Origin of the sequence: Pseudomonas sp. R32, assembly GCF_009866705.1 — a bacterium.
Lineage (GTDB): Bacteria > Pseudomonadota > Gammaproteobacteria > Pseudomonadales > Pseudomonadaceae > Aquipseudomonas > Aquipseudomonas donghuensis.
The window spans coordinates 2,785,833-2,801,128 of sequence record NZ_CP019396.1 but is presented as its reverse complement, the minus strand read 5'-3'; the positions used below and the strand labels follow the sequence as shown (position 1 = coordinate 2,801,128).

Genomic DNA, 15,296 nt, shown 5'->3' with positions numbered 1-15,296 from the left:
CGGGCAGCGTCCGTGCCCGGTGGTAAAGTAACACGCCTGTAAGGAACGCCAGGCCCAGGGAGGCACTCGACATGGCATGCCGGATCATCATAGCTGACGACCACCCGCTGTTTCGCGAAGCGATGGTGGGGACTGTCCAGCGCCTGTTACCTGATGCGCTGATCGAACAAGCCGGGGATTTCGACAGCGTCCTGGCACAGGTTGCACGCGGCGCGGAGCCCGACACCCTGCTCCTTGACCTGCGCTTCCCGGGGCTTACCTGCATTACTCAGTTGGTCGACTTGCGACAACAGTTGCGCCGCACCACCCTGATTGTGGTGTCGATGGTCGATGACCCGGAGCTGATCAGCGAAGTGATGGCCGCCGGTATCGACGGTTTCATTGGCAAGAACATCGCCCCCGACGAGATCGGCCAGGCGATTCTGGCCATTCGCGAAGGCGAAGTGCTGGTGCGTTTTGCTCCGTCCGGGTTGCTGCCGCTGGACACCAGTGCAGTGGCCACCACCCTGACCGCGCGTCAGCAAGAGGTGTTGCGCCTGATCGCCGAGGGCAAGACCAACAAGGAAATCGCCCGCGCGCTGGATATCTCGCCCTTTACCGTGCGCATTCATGTGTCGTCGTTGTTGCGCACCCTCAACGTGCCGTCGCGGGCCGCCGCGGTGAAATACGCTGTCACACCATAGGGGCCGGCTTGCCCCGCGATTTCACTACTGAAGCCCAGGCTCGTCAGGCTTTCGTCTGCTGTCGCAGTGTGAATACCCAGCATTTTTTTATCGCCAGCAAGCGTGCATCCGCCCACCGACTATATTGATAAAGCCGCCCGCTGCGGCAGGTGGGAAGCGCAGCCGTCCGTTTTTTCCACACCTTGGGACATCACCATGGTCTGATACTGCATGCCCCTTCCCACCCCGACCAAGTGATCTTGAAATGCCACTTTGCTCTGCTAGCGTTAGCAGCGCACCAGCGCACCAGCGCACCAGCACACCAGCGCATCCCCGCGTGCGCGGGTTGCAACCGCGGTACAAGGACGATAGACCCTCTGCCAACAATGATTGGAGGCAACAATGAGCGCAGTCACCAGTTCGACCAATTTCGGTCATGGCTACCCCACCCCCGGCCCACAAACACCCAACGCACAGAAGGTGCTGGACCATGTGTTCTTTCTCTCCGAGTCCGCCTGGAAACAGGTCCGCGAAGAGGAGCAGTTCGACTTCATCATCATCGGTACCGGCTTCTGCTCCCTGGCCTTCGCCGAGCGGATCCTGGGCAGCAACCCCAAGGCGCGGATCCTGATGGTCGAACGCGGGCCGTTCTTCCTCCCCGAGCACTTCCAGAACCTGCCGATCCCCTACCAGAAAACCCTCGGCGGCTTTTCCGAAACCTTCCCCTGGACCCTCTCGGCCCGCACCGCCAGCCAGCCACCGGGCAACATCGGCTGGCAGCACGGCATGGTGCCGTTCTTTGGCGGGCGCAGCATCATGTGGAGCGCCTGGTGCCCACGGCCGACCAAAGATGAAATGGCCTTCTGGCCCGAGCAGACCATCGCTGCCGCCGAGGCCCGCTTCGAGTCGGCCGAGAAGCTGCTCAACGTGATCCCGGCCGACAAGATCGACACCCAGCTCGACCCGCAAGTGCGCGCCCATGTTACCGAGCAGCGCCCGGTCTACGGCACCCTGCAGCTTGAGCTGCAGAAAATGCTCGAGCACAACATCGGCAAGATCGACTCGGCCACGCGCTGGTTACCGGCGCCACTCGCTGCCGCTGCCGATCGTGCTGGCGGCGTTGACTTCGCCAAGTTTTCGACCCCGGCCTCGATCATGGAACTGGCGGGCAAACAAGCCGACCTTGCCGCCGCCGGCAGCGGCAGCCCGCTGCGCATCATTACCGAGTGCGTTGTCGAACGTATCCACCAGCAGGATGGCGTAGCCACTGCGCTGCAAACCTCGCGCGGGGTGGTCAACATCGGCAATGCCAAGCTGATCCTGGCCATGGGCACCCTGCCGCCGGCGACCTTGCTGATGAACTCGTTCCCGCAGGTCAAGCGTGCTGGCGATCGCTTTACCGCGCACTTCATCACCTCGGTGGTGGCGCGGGTGCCGCGCAAGGACTACCCGTTCGCCGCCAAGCTGGCCGAGCTGGAACTGGCGGCGATCTACCTGGCCGGCAAGAACCGGGACAACGGCATGCAGTACCACGTGCAGCTGTCGGTGCTGTCTGACCGCGAGCCTGCAAAGAACGCGCAGAAAGCCGCGCGCTACATGCCTGACGTGGTGGCCACCGCATCCATGGCGCAACTGGAATCGTCGAAGGATTACCTGGTGTTCGTTTGCGCCGTGCTCGGCGAGATCGACTTCCGCAACCCGGAAAACCACTTCCACCTCAACGGCCAGGCCGACCCGACCACCAACGTCAACCTGCAGGTGCTGGCCAGCGAAACCGACCGGCAAACCTGGGACACCATGGATCAAGGGACCTTCCAGATGATGGAACGGGTGTTTGCCCCCGAGGGCAAGGTCGAATACTGGCATGGCGACCCGAACCTGGGCCATTGGACCAGCGAGCGGCCAAGCATTCCCGAGCGCCGGGTGGCCGGGCTGGTGCACGAAGGCTCGACACTGTGGATTGGCGACAAGGACGAAGGCGTCGTTGGCCTGGATTACCGCCCCCATGGTGTGGAAAACGTCTACGTCACCGGTGGCGCGCTGTGGCCGGCCAGTGGTTCGTGGAACCCGACCATGACCATGGTGGCCCTGGCCCAGGACCTGGCTGACCAGCAACTGCACTGCATCAATGCCGTCCAGCCGCTAACCTCGGACCTGACCGAAGTCTGACCGAAGCCTGATCTGTAGGAGCTGACAACTCCTACAGAGCCTTCCCCCTCAACGCCGTCTTTCAGACGCTGCCGTGGCGTTCGCGAATCAGCTTCTTGTTGATCTTGCCGACGCTGGTTTTCGGAATCTCGCTGACAAAGCGCACCAGCCGCGGGATCGCCCATTTATTCAGGTGGCCACTGTCGACAAACGGCTGCAGGTGGCGGGCCAGCGCTGGCTGGTCCAGCTCGACGCCGGCAACGCAGACCACCAGGGCCAGCGGCTGTTCGCCCCATTGCGCATCGGCCACCGCCACCACCGCCACCGACTCGACACCGCTGTGCTGGCTGATCAGGCTCTCCAGCGCCACCGAGCTGATCCACTCGCCGCCGGTCTTGATCACGTCCTTGATCCGATCGCGAATCTGCACCACGCCGTGTTCATTGATGCAGGCCATGTCACCGGTGTGCAGCCAGCCGCCGGCCCAGAGCGCGGCGCCCTGCTCCGGCTCTTTCAGGTAGCCCTGGGTCAGCCACGGCGCGCGGACGACGATTTCCCCGAGGCTTTCGCCGTCATGGGCCAGCGCCTCGCCGTGTTCGTCGACGATGCGCAGGTCCACCAGCGGGATCGGCACCCCGGCATTGATGCGTAGCGGCAGTTGCTCGTGCATCGGCAGCGCCAGGTCCGCAGCGCTGAGGCGGGTGACGCTGAGCAACGGGCAGCTCTCCGACATGCCGTAACCGCAGTGCACGCGAATGCCCCGGGCGCTGGCCCGCGCCGCCAGGCCCTGGGTCAGGGCACTGCCACCGAGCAGCATCTTCCAGCCGCTAAGGTCGGTGCGCTGGCCCTCTTCGCAGTCGAGCATCATCTGCAGCAGGGTCGGTACGCAGTGGGAGAAGCTCACCTGCTCTTCACGCATCAAGCGCACCAACTGGTTGGGCTCGTAGCGGCCGGGGTAAACCTGTTTGATCCCCAGTGCCGTGGCCACGTAAGGCACGCCCCAGGCATGCACGTGGAACATCGGTGTAATGGGCATGTACACATCACCCGAGCGCAGCAGTGCCTCGCCTCCGCTGGCGGCGAAGGTGCCCAGTTCATTGAGGGTGTGCAGCACCAGTTGCCGATGGGTGAAGTACACGCCCTTGGGGTTGCCGGTGGTGCCGGTGGTGTAGAACAGCGTGGCGACGGAGTTTTCGTCGAAGTCGGCGAAGTCGAACGAGGTCTCGGCGCTGGCCAGCAGCGCTTCGTACTCACCCAGCAGCGGCAGATCCGTGTCGGCGCCAGGGCCATCGCTCAGGCCAATGTAGCCCTTCACCGTCGGCAACTGATCGCGCAACGGCGCAATCAGCGGCAGAAAGTCGTCATGCACCAGCACCAGGTGATCCTCGGCATGGTTCATGGTGTAGCGCACCTGCTCCGGTGACAGCCGGACGTTGACGGTATGCAGCACCGCGCCGAGCATCGGCACGGCAAAGAAGCACTCCAGCGCGCGGTGGCTGTCCCAGTCGAGCAAGGCCACGGTGTCGCCGGGTCTGACCCCGGCTTGGCTGAGCACATTGGCCAGGCGCTGGATGCGTTCGAGCAAGGTGCTGTAGCTGTAGCGCAGCTTGTCGCCATAGACGATTTCCTGGCCGGGCTGATAGCGCACCCCCGAGAGCAGCAGGCGCTTGATCAGCAACGGATAAGCATAGGCCCCGGGGGCCGGTTCGATGATGCGGGTGGTGGTCATGTGCGCCTCGTTCACAGTTGTTCGGCCTTAAGCAGGTACAGGCTCTGGCTGCCGGCCTTGACGCTGGCACTGAGCGAGCGGATGCGCGGCAGCAAGCGGGCGAAATAGAAGCGGGCGGTGCCCACCTTGCTCTGGTAGAACGCGCCGTCCTGCGCCAGGGCGACGTCCGCCATCTGCGCCCATAAATAGGCATACAGCGTGTAGCCGAACACCTGCAGGTACTCCACCGCCGCCGCGCCAATTTCCTTCGGGTTGCCCTGGGCGCGATCGAGCACCCAGGCGGTCAGGTCATCGAGGTTGGCCACGGCCAGTTGCAACGGCGCCTTGAACTCGCCACGTGACGGCGCCAGCCCCTCGGCGAAGGCGTTGATCTCCTGCGCCAGCGCCGCGTAGGTGCGGCCACCGTCGGCAACCAGCTTGCGCCCGAGCAGGTCCAGGGCCTGGATACCATTGGTGCCCTCGTAGATCTGGGTGATGCGACAATCACGAATCAGTTGTTCCTGGCCCCATTCGCGGATGTAACCGTGGCCGCCGAACACCTGCTGGCCGTGCACGGTGGTCTCCAGGCCCATGTCGGTGAGAAATGCCTTGGCCACCGGGGTCAGTAGTGCCACCCGCGCTTCGGCCCGGTTGCGTTCATGGGCGTCTTCGCTGTACTTGGCCAGGTCCAGTTGCAGTGCTACATAGGTGGAAAACGCTCGCCCGCCTTCATTCAGCGCTTTCATGGTCAGCAGCATGCGCCGAACATCCGGGTGCACGATGATCGGGTCGGCCGCCTGTTCAGGCGCCTGCGGCCCGGTAGATGCGCGGCTTTGCAGGCGTTCGCGGGCATAGGCAACGGCGTTCTGGTACGAGCGCTCGCCCAACGCCAGGCCCTGGATACCCACGCCCAGGCGCTCGTAGTTCATCATCGTGAACATGGCGTTGAGGCCTTTGTTGGCCTCGCCCACCAGGTAGCCGGTAGCGCCGTCGAAGTTCATCACGCAGGTGGCCGACGCCTTGATACCCATCTTGTGCTCGATGGAGCCGCAACTCACCGCGTTGGCCTGGCCCAGCGCACCGCCCTCCTCGACCAGCACCTTGGGTACCAGGAACAGCGAGATGCCCTTGGCGCCGGCCGGTGCATCCGGCAGCTTGGCAAGCACCAGGTGAATGATGTTCTCGGTCAGGTCCTGTTCGCCGCCGGTAATGAAAATCTTCGTGCCGCTGACCTTGTAACTGCCATCCGCCTGGGGCTCGGCGCGGCTGCGGATCAGCCCCAGGTCAGTGCCGGCATGGGGTTCGGTCAGGCACATCGACCCCGACCAGCGCCCTTCGTACATCGGCGGCAGGTAACGTGCCTTGAGCGCCTCGCTGGCGTGGTTGAGCAGCGACAGGCAGGCCCCGGCGGTCAGCATCGGGTACAGCGCGAACGACAGGTTGGCGGCGTTGAGCATCTCCTCGACCTGGGCGGCGATGACCTTGGGCATGCCCATGCCGCCATACTCGGTTGCCCCGGCCACGCCCACCCAGCCGTCGTCGGCGTAGTTGCGGTAGGCCTGGGCAAAACCGTCCGGGGTACTCACGCGGCCGTCTTGCCAGCGGCAACCCTGCTCGTCGCCACTGCGGTTGAGCGGCGCCACCTGCTGGGCGATGAGCTTGCCGGCCTGTTCCAGGATGGCCCGCGCGGTGTCGGCATCGACCTGCTCGGCCAGGGCCGGTATCCGCGCCCACTGGCCGGGGATGTCGAAGACTTCGTTGAAGAGGAAATCCATGTCGCGCAACGGCGGTAGGTAGTCAGACATGCGATGAGCACTCGGCTGGTTGGGTGTTGAGGTGCAGCCCCTCGACATTGCCGGGGCTGGGTGAAGGCGCCCGCGCCTTGCTGACGGGCAACAGAAAATGCGACAACGCCGGAATCAGGATCAGCGCACCGAGCATGTTCCACAGGAACATGAAGGTCAGCAGGATGCCCATGTCGGCCTGGAACTTGATCGGCGACCAGGCCCAGCCCACCACCCCGGCGGCCAGGGTGATGCCGACCAGGCCCACCACCCGGCCGGTAAAGGCCACGGCATTCTTATAGGCCTGGGCCAGCGACAGGCCCTGGCGCTGGTAGTGCAGCTGCACGCTGAGCAGGTACAGCGCGTAATCCACGCCAATGCCCACGCCCAGGGCGATCACCGGCAAGGTGGCGACCTTGACGCCAATGCCCATGGTTACCATCAGCGCCTCGCACAGCACCGAAGTGAGCATCAGCGGCAGCACCGCCACCAGCGTCGCGCGCCAGCTGCGGAAGGTGATCAGGCAGAACAACGTCACCGCCAGATACACCAGCAACAGCATGCTGCGGTTAGCCTCACGCACCACGATATTGGTCGCCGCCTCGATCCCGGCGCTGCCGGCCGCCAGCAGGAACTGGCGATCCTCGCCGCTGTTGGCCTGGGCAAAGCGCTCGGCAATCGCCACCACCTGATCCAGGGTGTCGGCCTTGTGATCCTTGAGGTAGGCAATCACCGGCATCAGCGAGCAGTCGTTGTTGAACAGCTCCGGGGCGTTCACCGAGGCTTGCTGGGCGGCGTAGTTGAGCACGTCCTGGTTGCGCTGAATGCTGCTCAGCTTGGGGTTGCCCTCGTAGGTGCCGGCGGTGATCTGCCGTACCGCATTGGTCAGCGACAGGGTGGTCTGCACCTGCGGGTGCTGTTGCAGTGCCCAGGCCAGGCGGTCGGCGAGCACCAGGGTCTGGTAGCGCAGGCAGCCTTCCGGCGCGGTCTTGATCATCACCGCGAAGGTGTCGCTGGACAGCGCGTAGTGGCCGGTGATGTAGGCGTTGTCGCGGTTGTAGCGCGAGTCGGCGTGCAGCTCCGGGGCGCCGCTGTCGAGGTCGCCGATTTTCAGTTGCAGGCTGAGCCAGAAGCCACCGGCGCCGAGTAGCACAGCCACCAGCACCGCAGCGGTGGCCCACTTGCGTTCGGTAAAGCGGTCGAGCAGGTCCCAGAGCTTGCCAAAGCCCCGGTGCTCGGCCGCGCGCAGGTCGATGCGCAAGGCCCGTTCGGCCGCCTTGCGCCCGACGCCGACGTACGACAGCGCCACCGGCATCAACAGCAGCGAGGTGAAGATCAGCACCGCCACACCGATGCTGGCGGTCGTCGCCAGGTCCTGGATCACCGGGATATCGATCAGCATCAGCACGGCAAAGCCCACCGCATCGGCCAGCAAAGCGGTGACCCCGGCGACGAACAAACGCCGGAAGGTATAGCGCGCGGCGATCTGCCGGTGGGTGCCGCGGCCGATGTCCTGCATGATGCCGTTCATTTTCTGCGCGGCGTGGGAGACGCCAATGGCAAAGATCAGGAACGGCACCAGGATCGAATACGGGTCGATGGCATACCCCAGCCAGGCGACGATACCCAGCTGCCAGACCACCGCCGTCAACGAGCACAGCACCACCAGCAAGGTGCTGCGCACGCAGCGGGTGTAGAGGTAGATGATCAGCAGCGTGGTCAGCACCGCCAGGGCGAAGAACAGCATCACCTGCAGCAGCCCGTCGATCAGGTCGCCCATCAGCTTGGCGAAACCGATCACGTGCAGCTTGTACACGCCACCTGCTTCGTACTGCTGGCGCAGTTGCTCAAGCTTGGCGCTGAAGCCGTGATAGTCGATGCTGGCGCCAGTCGCCGAGGCCTGGTCGAGCAGCGGCACGATGAGCATGCTTGATTTGAAGTCACGTGCCACCAGGCTGCCGAGAATGTTGGCCCGCTCGATGTTCTGGCGCAGTTGCTGGATGTCGGCGGCCGAGCCCTGGTAGGCGTCGGGCATCACCGGGCCGCCCTGAAAGCCCTCTTCAGTGACCTCGGTCCAGCGCACCGCCGGGCTCCACAGGGATTTCATCCAGGCGCGGTCGACGCCCTGGCTGAGGAACAGTTCGTCGTTGATCTGGCGCAGGGTCTGCAGGTAGGCCGGGTCGAAGATATCGCCGCGGGTATTTTCCACCACCACCCGCAGTGAATTGCCCAGGCCGCGCAGCGACTGGCGATTGTCCAGGTAGTTCTGGATGTAGGGATGGCTCTGCGGGATCATCTTCTCGAAGCTGGGCCGTAGCTCCAGACGCGTCAGGGCCATGTAGCCCAGCACCAGGGTGACCAGCAGCATGCACAGCATGAACGGTAACCGATGGTTGAACACCAGGCGTTCGAGACGATTGCCGGAGCGCGTATCGAAGTCGCCGAGGTTGCGGATCACCGGCAAGGTGTCTTGTTGGATGTCGGCCATCAGGGTTTTCTCTTGTTATGGCTGCTGCGGTTGTTCGAGGGCCAGGGTGCGAATGCCGCGCTCACCGACCAGCACCAGGTCGGCGGCGCTATCGAAGGCCATGCCGCTCACCGGGGCGCGTTCGCTCTGCGCCACGGCGCTGAAACGTGCGCCGTCGTTGCTGCTGACCAGCAGATCACCGGCCTGGCTCGCCAGCCAGAAGCGCCCGCTGGCGTCGAGGCTGGCGGCGGTGATGCTGGTGTTCAGGCCGGTATTGACCGGCTGCCACCGGGCGCCGCCGTCGCTGCTACGCAGCACATGGCCGCGTAGCCCATAGGCCAGCAGCGTCCCGGGCTTGCCGATGACGCCGAAGTAGCTGCCGGCATACGGCGTGTGCAGGCGCTGGAAGCGTTCGCCATCGGCGCTCAGTTTGAGCAGCAGGCCCTGCTCGCCGCTGATGTACAGCGCACCGTCGACACTGGCCAGGCCGGTCAGGTGCAGGCCTTGCGGGTTGTCGCTGCGCTCAAGCCAGGGGGTCCAGTGCTGGCCGCCGTCAGCGGTGTGCAACACCAGGTTGAACACCCCGACCGCATAGCCATGCAGCGGGTCGCTGAACCAGACATCCAGCAACGGCTTGTCGGCACCCTCCGCGACCAGGCGCTCGCCCTCGCCCACCCAGGCGGCCCACTGATCGCCCCCTGTCTGCGCCCGTGCCTGGTAATAGGCCAGCGCCTGCGCACCGAGCTGTCGCCCGTCCAGCTGTTTTTCCCAACGCAAGCCACCGTCGCGGCTGTGCAGGATCACCCCGTCGTTGCCCACCGCCCAGCCAAGCTCAGGGGTCGGAAAACTCACGGCATTGAGGTCGGCGCTGACCGGCACCTGCGCTTGCTGCCAGTGGCTGCCAAGGTCATCCGAATACAGGATGTGCCCCCGTGGCCCCACGGCAACCAGGCGGGCGCCGGCGCGGGTGACATCGCGCAAGGCGCTGGACGCTGCCAGCGCGCTGGGCAGCGCCGGCAGGTCGAGTACGTCGACGTAAGCCTCGGCCTGGGCCGCGCCTTGCAGCGCGGCCCAGGCCAGCAGCATCACGCTGCAGCGTTTGAACACATTCATCCCTGATCCTCCACGGTGTGTGATCATCAGGCTCAGCGAATGCCGGCCCCGGCCAGGGATTCGGGCGACCACTGGGTCCGTGACAATGGCTCGATGTAGCGGATGCCGCCGTAGGCACCGACCACGCCATTGAGGTTGTAGGTGCCGCCGATCAGGTCGTAGATCATGAACGGCGTGGCATCCGGGGTCTGTTTGTCGTAGCTCTGGCTAAGGAAGGCGAAGGAGCCACGGTACAGCTGGCCACGGGCGTCATACTGGTCCGAAGCAAGGGCGATCCAGCTGTCCTCGTCGAGGTAGAAGCGGCGCTTGTGATAGATATGCCGCGCGCCATCCTTGAGCTTGCCTTCCACCACCCAGACCCGGTGCTTTTCCCAGCGCACGAACTGCGGCGCCAGGTGATTGGCCGTGGTCAGCTGCTTGACGTCGGTGTTGTAGGTCAGCCGGTAGGTGTTGTACGGCACGTACATTTCCTGCTTGCCGACCAGGGTCCAGTCGTAGCGGTCCAGGGCGCCATTGAAGACGAACACGTCATCGTAAGTGCCCGAGCCCGAGGTGCCCGGGTTGGGCGTGTCGTAGGCCAGGTTCGGTGCCAGCTTGACCCGACGCTGGCCCGGCAGGTACTGCCAGGCGCTGCGTGGCTGCACCAGCGGGTTGGCGGCATCGCGCAGCATCATCGCCTCACCGGCGCGCCGGGCCGGCGCGGTGTAGGTGAGTTTCATCTGGTAGTAGGTGTCCTTGGCGCCGATCGGCTTGGCCATGTCTTCGTAGATCGGGTAGCTGATGTTGGCCTGGCCGGTGGTACTCAGGGTCGCGTTGCCGGCGGCATCGACGTTCCACGAGTCGTACTTGGCGGTCATGCTCACGCCCTGGTAGCGCAACAGGAAGTTCCACATAGCCTCGGCGCCACTCTGCGGGATCGGGAACGGAATACCCGGCAGCACGTTGTCGACCGCACTACCGCCCTCCTGGCTGCGGGCAGCCACGGCGTTCTTCAGGGTGTTGTCGAGCACCGGTTGCGGCAGCGCCACGCTGCGATGGGTGGGGTAGACATCGACGCGAAAACTTGGGAAGCGCTTGAGCAGTTCCTGGGTGGTGGCGGTCAGTTGTCCCTTGTATTGGTCGGCATTCTTGCCATCGATGACCCGCAGCGGTTTTTCCTCGGCGAACGGGTCCGGGCGCATGCTCGCGCCGTTCTTGAACGCCGCCGGCGGGGTCAGCAGGCCGCCCTGGTAGGCGGGGATCGAACCGTCGGCGTTGGCGGCCTTTTCTGCACCAATCGGCGTCAGGCTGGTGCCCAGGCGCGCGGCCTGTTCGGGGGAGACAGCGGCGTCAGCCGCGTTCAGGGCAGCCAGCGACAGGCACGTGGCCAACAGGGTGTGCACGTAGTTCATGTTGTTGTTTTCCTGTGTGACTCAAAAGGTGGTTTTCAGGGTCAGGTACAGCGCGCCACGGTCCTCGGTGGTGGCGGCGCCGCCAGAGAACGCGGCGTATCCGCCGCCGTAGCAGGTGTAGTCCTGTTCGCCGTCCAGGGCGTTGGGGGTGGTGCCGTCGGTCTGGCCGTTGTTGCAGGACTGGGTCTTGCCGAAGCCGTCGACGTACTTGAGGTCGACGAAATACTGGTTGTAGATCGCCGCGCTCAGGCCCACGGCGTAGTTGCCGGTGTTCTCGGCGCCACCGCCCTGTACCGGCGACACGCCGTCCAGGCCGAGGTTGATCGACAGCGGCATGCTCAGGTCCATGCCTGGAAACACCTGGTACCAGGTCGGCGTGAAGTTGACCGCGATGCCCCAGTTGTCGCGGGTCGGCTGGTCGATGCCGCGGTAGCTGCCCTTGCCCTTGTACAAGGCCTCGTTGTGGCTATCGAGCTTGAGCAGGTTGTTGTAGAACAGCTCGCCGAGCAGGGTCGCCGAGTCGAACAACGGCGTGTCGCCAAGGGTCATTAGGCCGTTGAGGGTCCAGTGCAGGGTGTCGCCGGTGGCACTCATGCTGTCGCCGTCCGACGGCACCTCATAAACCACGCCGCTGCTTGGCAAGCGCGCAGGCAAGAGCCCGAAACCGCCGCCCAGGCCAGCCTGCCCCGGTGCGCTGAGGATCGCCGGAATACTCGCCAGGGGCATGTTGTGGCGAATGTTCAGGTCGCTGCCGACGCTGATACCGCCGACATCCTTGGACAGGCTCAAGCCGTAAATGTCGATGTTGTCGGCATAGGCGAACTGGTAGGTGGCGCTTTGCAGCGAGTTGTAGAGGTTGCCCACCGCGCCCTGGGCGCTGCCCGGCGGGTTGCCGAACGGGCCGTTGGCGACGGTCAGGCCACGGGCGTCGAGCCAGGCCTGGGGCAGAATCTCCGAGCTCTTGCGGTAATAGATACCCAGGGTGCCGCCGAGCCATTCGGGCGACCACTTGGCCATGACACCCCAGTCGCCGCGCTTACCCGGGGTCAGGTCGTGGCCACGGCGGATGCTGGTCAGCGCGCCACGTACCGGAATCAGCCCGGGGGTGCCGGTATGGCCGAGCAACAAGCTCTGCGCGCCCTCGCCCACCAGGTCCGAACCACCGTAATAGGTGCCGGCTTCCGGCAGCCGCGCGGCATCCCAGTCGAAGAAATACTGCGCGCCAACGGTGAGCTCGGGGTTGAGCAGAAACGCCGCCGAGAGTTGATTGCGCGGCACGAACAGTTCCTTGGCTTCGGTGCCGGGTGACGCGGCCAGCTTGGCCAGGTCCAGGCCCGACTGCCCATAGCTCAGCGAATGCACCGGGTTGAGCAGGGTTTCGCCCCAAAACAGGTTGTGCTGGCCGAGCTTGGCGCTGATCTCGGATGAGTCGCCCACTTCACGGCGCATGAACACGAAGGCATCGAGCACTTCCCCGGACGGGCCGCTGTAGTAACGCTGGGCGTAGTTGCTCAGGTGCGGGCTGCCCAAGGGCACGCCGGTGCCGGGCAAGCCGTTGAGGCTGGGGTTGATGCCCGACTGGCCACCGTTGCCGTTGACGAACGGGTTGGAGTTGGAGCCGGTGTTGTCATAGGCCTTGTCGTACCAACTGGCGGCGCTGACACGAAAGCCCATGTTGCCCTGGTAGATCACGTCCAGTTCGGTGAGCAGGTCCACGCGGTTGGTGACGGTGGTTCCGGCCTTGCGGAAGTTGTAGTCGCCGTCGTTGTTGTTGGGGGTTGCCAACAGACGCTTGTCGGCGCTTTCGGTGCGCACGCCGTAGTTGTACTTGACCGTGTTATCCAGGCGCACGGCCCAGTCTTCACTGCCGGTATCGACTTCAAAGGCCTGGGCGCCGGGCAGTGCCAGCAGGCCGATGGCGCAGGCCAGCAGGCAGCGCTGTGGTTTCACAGCACGGTGAATGCGAGGGTTTGGCATCGCGATGACTCCACTTATTGTTATTGTTTTTTTTCGCCGCCCGTCGTTTGCGGGCTTGGCTCAAGCGTCCGTGCGCTACTGCAGGATTAGCGATCCAGGGCCTGGATCAGGGTTTCGGCCTGGGGCCAGGGGCCGTAGCCGGCTGCCGGGTTGAGGTGGCCGACGGCGCCAAGTTCGAGCAACTGGCTGCCCCAGCCGCGCGCCATGTTGCTGACCGCCTCAAGGCTGGCCAGATGATCATTGCTACTGGCGGCGACGATGCTTGGGAACGGCAGCGGCGTGATCGGCAGCGGGCTCCAGCCGTTGGCGCGCAAGCTGTCCGCGCTTGGGTAGGCGGCGGGCCACGCCGCCTCAAGGTCCGGCGGCGCCGCCAGCAGTGCGCCCTTGATCGGCCGCTGATAGCGCGCCGCCCAATGGGCCACCATCAGCACGCCGGCGCTGTGCGCTACCAGCACTACCTCGCCGTCGATCTGCTCCAGCGCCTGCTCGATGGCCTCGACCCGGGCATTGCAGTCCAGGCCGTTGCGATGCAGCGGTGGCACCGTATGGACCTTGGCCAGGCGCGCCGCCAGCAAGGTCTGCCAATGCTCGGCGACATGCTCGCGCAGGCCGGGGACGATCAGGACAGTAGCGGTGGTATGCAGTTTTTCCACGTCGGCACCTATGCTCAAGACAGTGCGCTCGCAGGTCACCTGGAGCGTTTGCACAGTCACAGTAATCAGCCCTCCCCCGAGGCGCTTTACATTGCGCGTCAGCGACTTTTCATTTGATGACAGGGTTTCTGGCTTACCACCGAGCGGCCCGTGATCAGGGACGTTGCGCTGATTTCACTCGCCGAAAACGGCTTCTCATTTGACGACACCCGCGCTATAACGAACCACCCGCCACAGAAGCGGAACGCCAGATGAGAACGCGTGGAAAACAATAAAATGACCGCCCTCGTACGTGCTGCAAGCCTGACCAACTACCTTGAGGTGTCCCGTCACTTGGGGCTCAACCCTCATGCCCTGTTGGCCCAGGTCGGCCTGAGCGCCGCCCTGCTCGACGATCCCAACCAACGTATTGCGGTCTCCAGCGTGGTGACCCTGCTGGAGGAGTCGGCGCGGGTCAGCGGCTGCGAAACCTTCGGCTTGCGCATGGCCGAATTGCGCCAGTTGTCGGATTTCGGCGAAATCAGCCTGCTGCTCAGCCACCAGCGCACCCTGCGCGATGCCCTGCAGGTCATCGTGCAGTACCGCCATCTGCTCAACGACGCCTTGGCCATCCATATCGAAGAGGCTGGCAAGACCGTGATCATTCGTGAAGAGGTGGTCACCGACCTGCCCCAGCGCGGCCGTCAGGCGACGGAACTGGCCATTGGCGTAATGCTGCGCTTGTGCGCCGCCCTGCTGGGTGCCCACTGGCATCCGATCAGCGCCAACTTCACCCATGCCGCGCCCGCGGACCTGGCGATTCATCGACGGATCTTTGGCTGCACGCTGGTGTTTGGCAGCGAATTCAATGGCATCGTCTGCCCGGCCGCCGACCTCGACACGGCCAATCCGTTGGCCAACGAAGCCATGGCGCGCCTGGCGCAGCGCTACCTGGATACCCTGCAGGCCGGTGGCAAGCTGTCGCTGGAGCTGGAAATGCGCAAGACCATCTACCTGCTGCTGCCCATGGGCCGGGCGACCATCGAGCAGGTAGCGCAAACCCAGGGCATGAACGTGCGCACCTTGCAGCGGCGCCTGGAGGAATGCGGGGTAACCTTCAGCGACCTGGTCAACGGCGTGCGCCGTGACCTGGTGATCCGCTACCTGGAAAACCCCAGCTATTCGCTGGGGCGGATTGCCGACATGCTCGGCTACTCGATGCCCAGTTCATTTACCCGCTGGTTCATCGCCCAGTTCGGCATGCCCCCGGCCAGTTGGCGGGCGCAGCATGATCGCCGGCACAGTCAGCACTGACCGGACTACGACCGCTGCGCGCTCGATCGCGGGTCTAGCCCGCTCCTGCAGGTTCGGCGTACACAGATACATTGTGGGAGCTGGCTTGCCAGCGATGAGG

Annotated in this window: 10 protein-coding genes; 3 read left to right on the top strand and 7 right to left on the bottom strand. The window is 64.7% G+C overall.

The annotated features are described in order from the left end of the window. Positions 1–71: 71 nt before the first annotated feature. Together PspR32_RS13245 and PspR32_RS13240 are read left to right on the top strand one after the other, a co-directional pair. Positions 72–683, top strand: coding sequence for a LuxR C-terminal-related transcriptional regulator (locus PspR32_RS13245; RefSeq protein ID WP_010226118.1), 612 nt, complete (start codon positions 72–74; stop codon positions 681–683). Positions 684–1,064: 381 nt separating this feature from the next. Further along, positions 1,065–2,831 (top strand): GMC oxidoreductase, encoded by a 1,767-nt coding sequence (locus tag PspR32_RS13240; RefSeq protein WP_036995613.1) that lies wholly within the window; start codon positions 1,065–1,067, stop codon positions 2,829–2,831. Between the two features lie 61 nt (positions 2,832–2,892). On the opposite strand, the gene PspR32_RS13235 is transcribed toward PspR32_RS13240, so the two are convergent. The 7 genes from PspR32_RS13235 to PspR32_RS13205 form a co-directional block, all read right to left on the bottom strand. Further along, positions 2,893–4,539 (bottom strand): fatty acid--CoA ligase, encoded by a 1,647-nt coding sequence (locus PspR32_RS13235; RefSeq protein ID WP_159388655.1) that lies wholly within the window; start codon positions 4,537–4,539, stop codon positions 2,893–2,895. 11 nt (positions 4,540–4,550) lie between these two features. After that, complete coding sequence (locus tag PspR32_RS13230) at positions 4,551–6,323, bottom strand: acyl-CoA dehydrogenase C-terminal domain-containing protein (RefSeq protein WP_159388654.1); 1,773 nt, start codon at positions 6,321–6,323, stop codon at positions 4,551–4,553. Beyond that, entirely contained in the window at positions 6,316–8,790 is a 2,475-nt protein-coding gene (locus PspR32_RS13225; RefSeq protein WP_100783247.1) for an efflux RND transporter permease subunit, read from the bottom strand. Before PspR32_RS13225 ends, PspR32_RS13230 begins: the two co-directional genes overlap by 8 nt. 15 nt (positions 8,791–8,805) lie before the next feature. Further along, on the bottom strand, positions 8,806–9,882 hold the full coding sequence (locus PspR32_RS13220) for a WD40/YVTN/BNR-like repeat-containing protein (protein WP_159388653.1): 1,077 nt from the start codon (positions 9,880–9,882) through the stop codon (positions 8,806–8,808). A 32-nt stretch (positions 9,883–9,914) separates the two neighbouring features. Continuing rightward, positions 9,915–11,273 carry a DUF1329 domain-containing protein gene (locus PspR32_RS13215; protein ID WP_010226092.1) on the bottom strand — a complete coding sequence of 453 codons (1,359 nt, stop codon included), beginning with the start codon at positions 11,271–11,273 and terminating at the stop codon, positions 9,915–9,917. Positions 11,274–11,294: 21 nt separating this feature from the next. Further along, complete coding sequence (locus PspR32_RS13210) at positions 11,295–13,250, bottom strand: DUF1302 domain-containing protein (RefSeq protein WP_159388652.1); 1,956 nt, start codon at positions 13,248–13,250, stop codon at positions 11,295–11,297. A gap of 86 nt (positions 13,251–13,336) precedes the next feature. Further along, positions 13,337–13,903 carry an RBBP9/YdeN family alpha/beta hydrolase gene (locus tag PspR32_RS13205; protein ID WP_159388651.1) on the bottom strand — a complete coding sequence of 189 codons (567 nt, stop codon included), beginning with the start codon at positions 13,901–13,903 and terminating at the stop codon, positions 13,337–13,339. Positions 13,904–14,179: 276 nt separating this feature from the next. Between PspR32_RS13205 and PspR32_RS13200 the strand changes: the two genes are divergently transcribed. Further along, a complete protein-coding gene (locus tag PspR32_RS13200) occupies positions 14,180–15,196 on the top strand; it encodes an AraC family transcriptional regulator (protein ID WP_036995624.1) in 1,017 nt (338 codons plus the stop codon). Positions 15,197–15,296 lie beyond the last annotated feature (100 nt).

Excerpts from the sequence above, each read along its gene's own strand:
- PspR32_RS13220 (WP_159388653.1), bottom strand. The coding sequence starts at position 9,882 with ATGAATGTGTTCAAACGCTGCAGCGTGATGCTGCTGGCCTGGGCCGCG.
- PspR32_RS13235 (WP_159388655.1), bottom strand. The coding sequence starts at position 4,539 with ATGACCACCACCCGCATCATCGAACCGGCCCCCGGGGCCTATGCTTAT.
- PspR32_RS13225 (WP_100783247.1), bottom strand. The coding sequence starts at position 8,790 with ATGGCCGACATCCAACAAGACACCTTGCCGGTGATCCGCAACCTCGGC.
- PspR32_RS13230 (WP_159388654.1), bottom strand. The coding sequence starts at position 6,323 with ATGTCTGACTACCTACCGCCGTTGCGCGACATGGATTTCCTCTTCAAC.
- PspR32_RS13210 (WP_159388652.1), bottom strand. The coding sequence starts at position 13,250 with ATGCCAAACCCTCGCATTCACCGTGCTGTGAAACCACAGCGCTGCCTG.
- PspR32_RS13240 (WP_036995613.1), top strand. The coding sequence starts at position 1,065 with ATGAGCGCAGTCACCAGTTCGACCAATTTCGGTCATGGCTACCCCACC.
- PspR32_RS13200 (WP_036995624.1), top strand. The coding sequence starts at position 14,180 with ATGACCGCCCTCGTACGTGCTGCAAGCCTGACCAACTACCTTGAGGTG.
- PspR32_RS13215 (WP_010226092.1), bottom strand. The coding sequence starts at position 11,273 with ATGAACTACGTGCACACCCTGTTGGCCACGTGCCTGTCGCTGGCTGCC.
- PspR32_RS13245 (WP_010226118.1), top strand. The coding sequence starts at position 72 with ATGGCATGCCGGATCATCATAGCTGACGACCACCCGCTGTTTCGCGAA.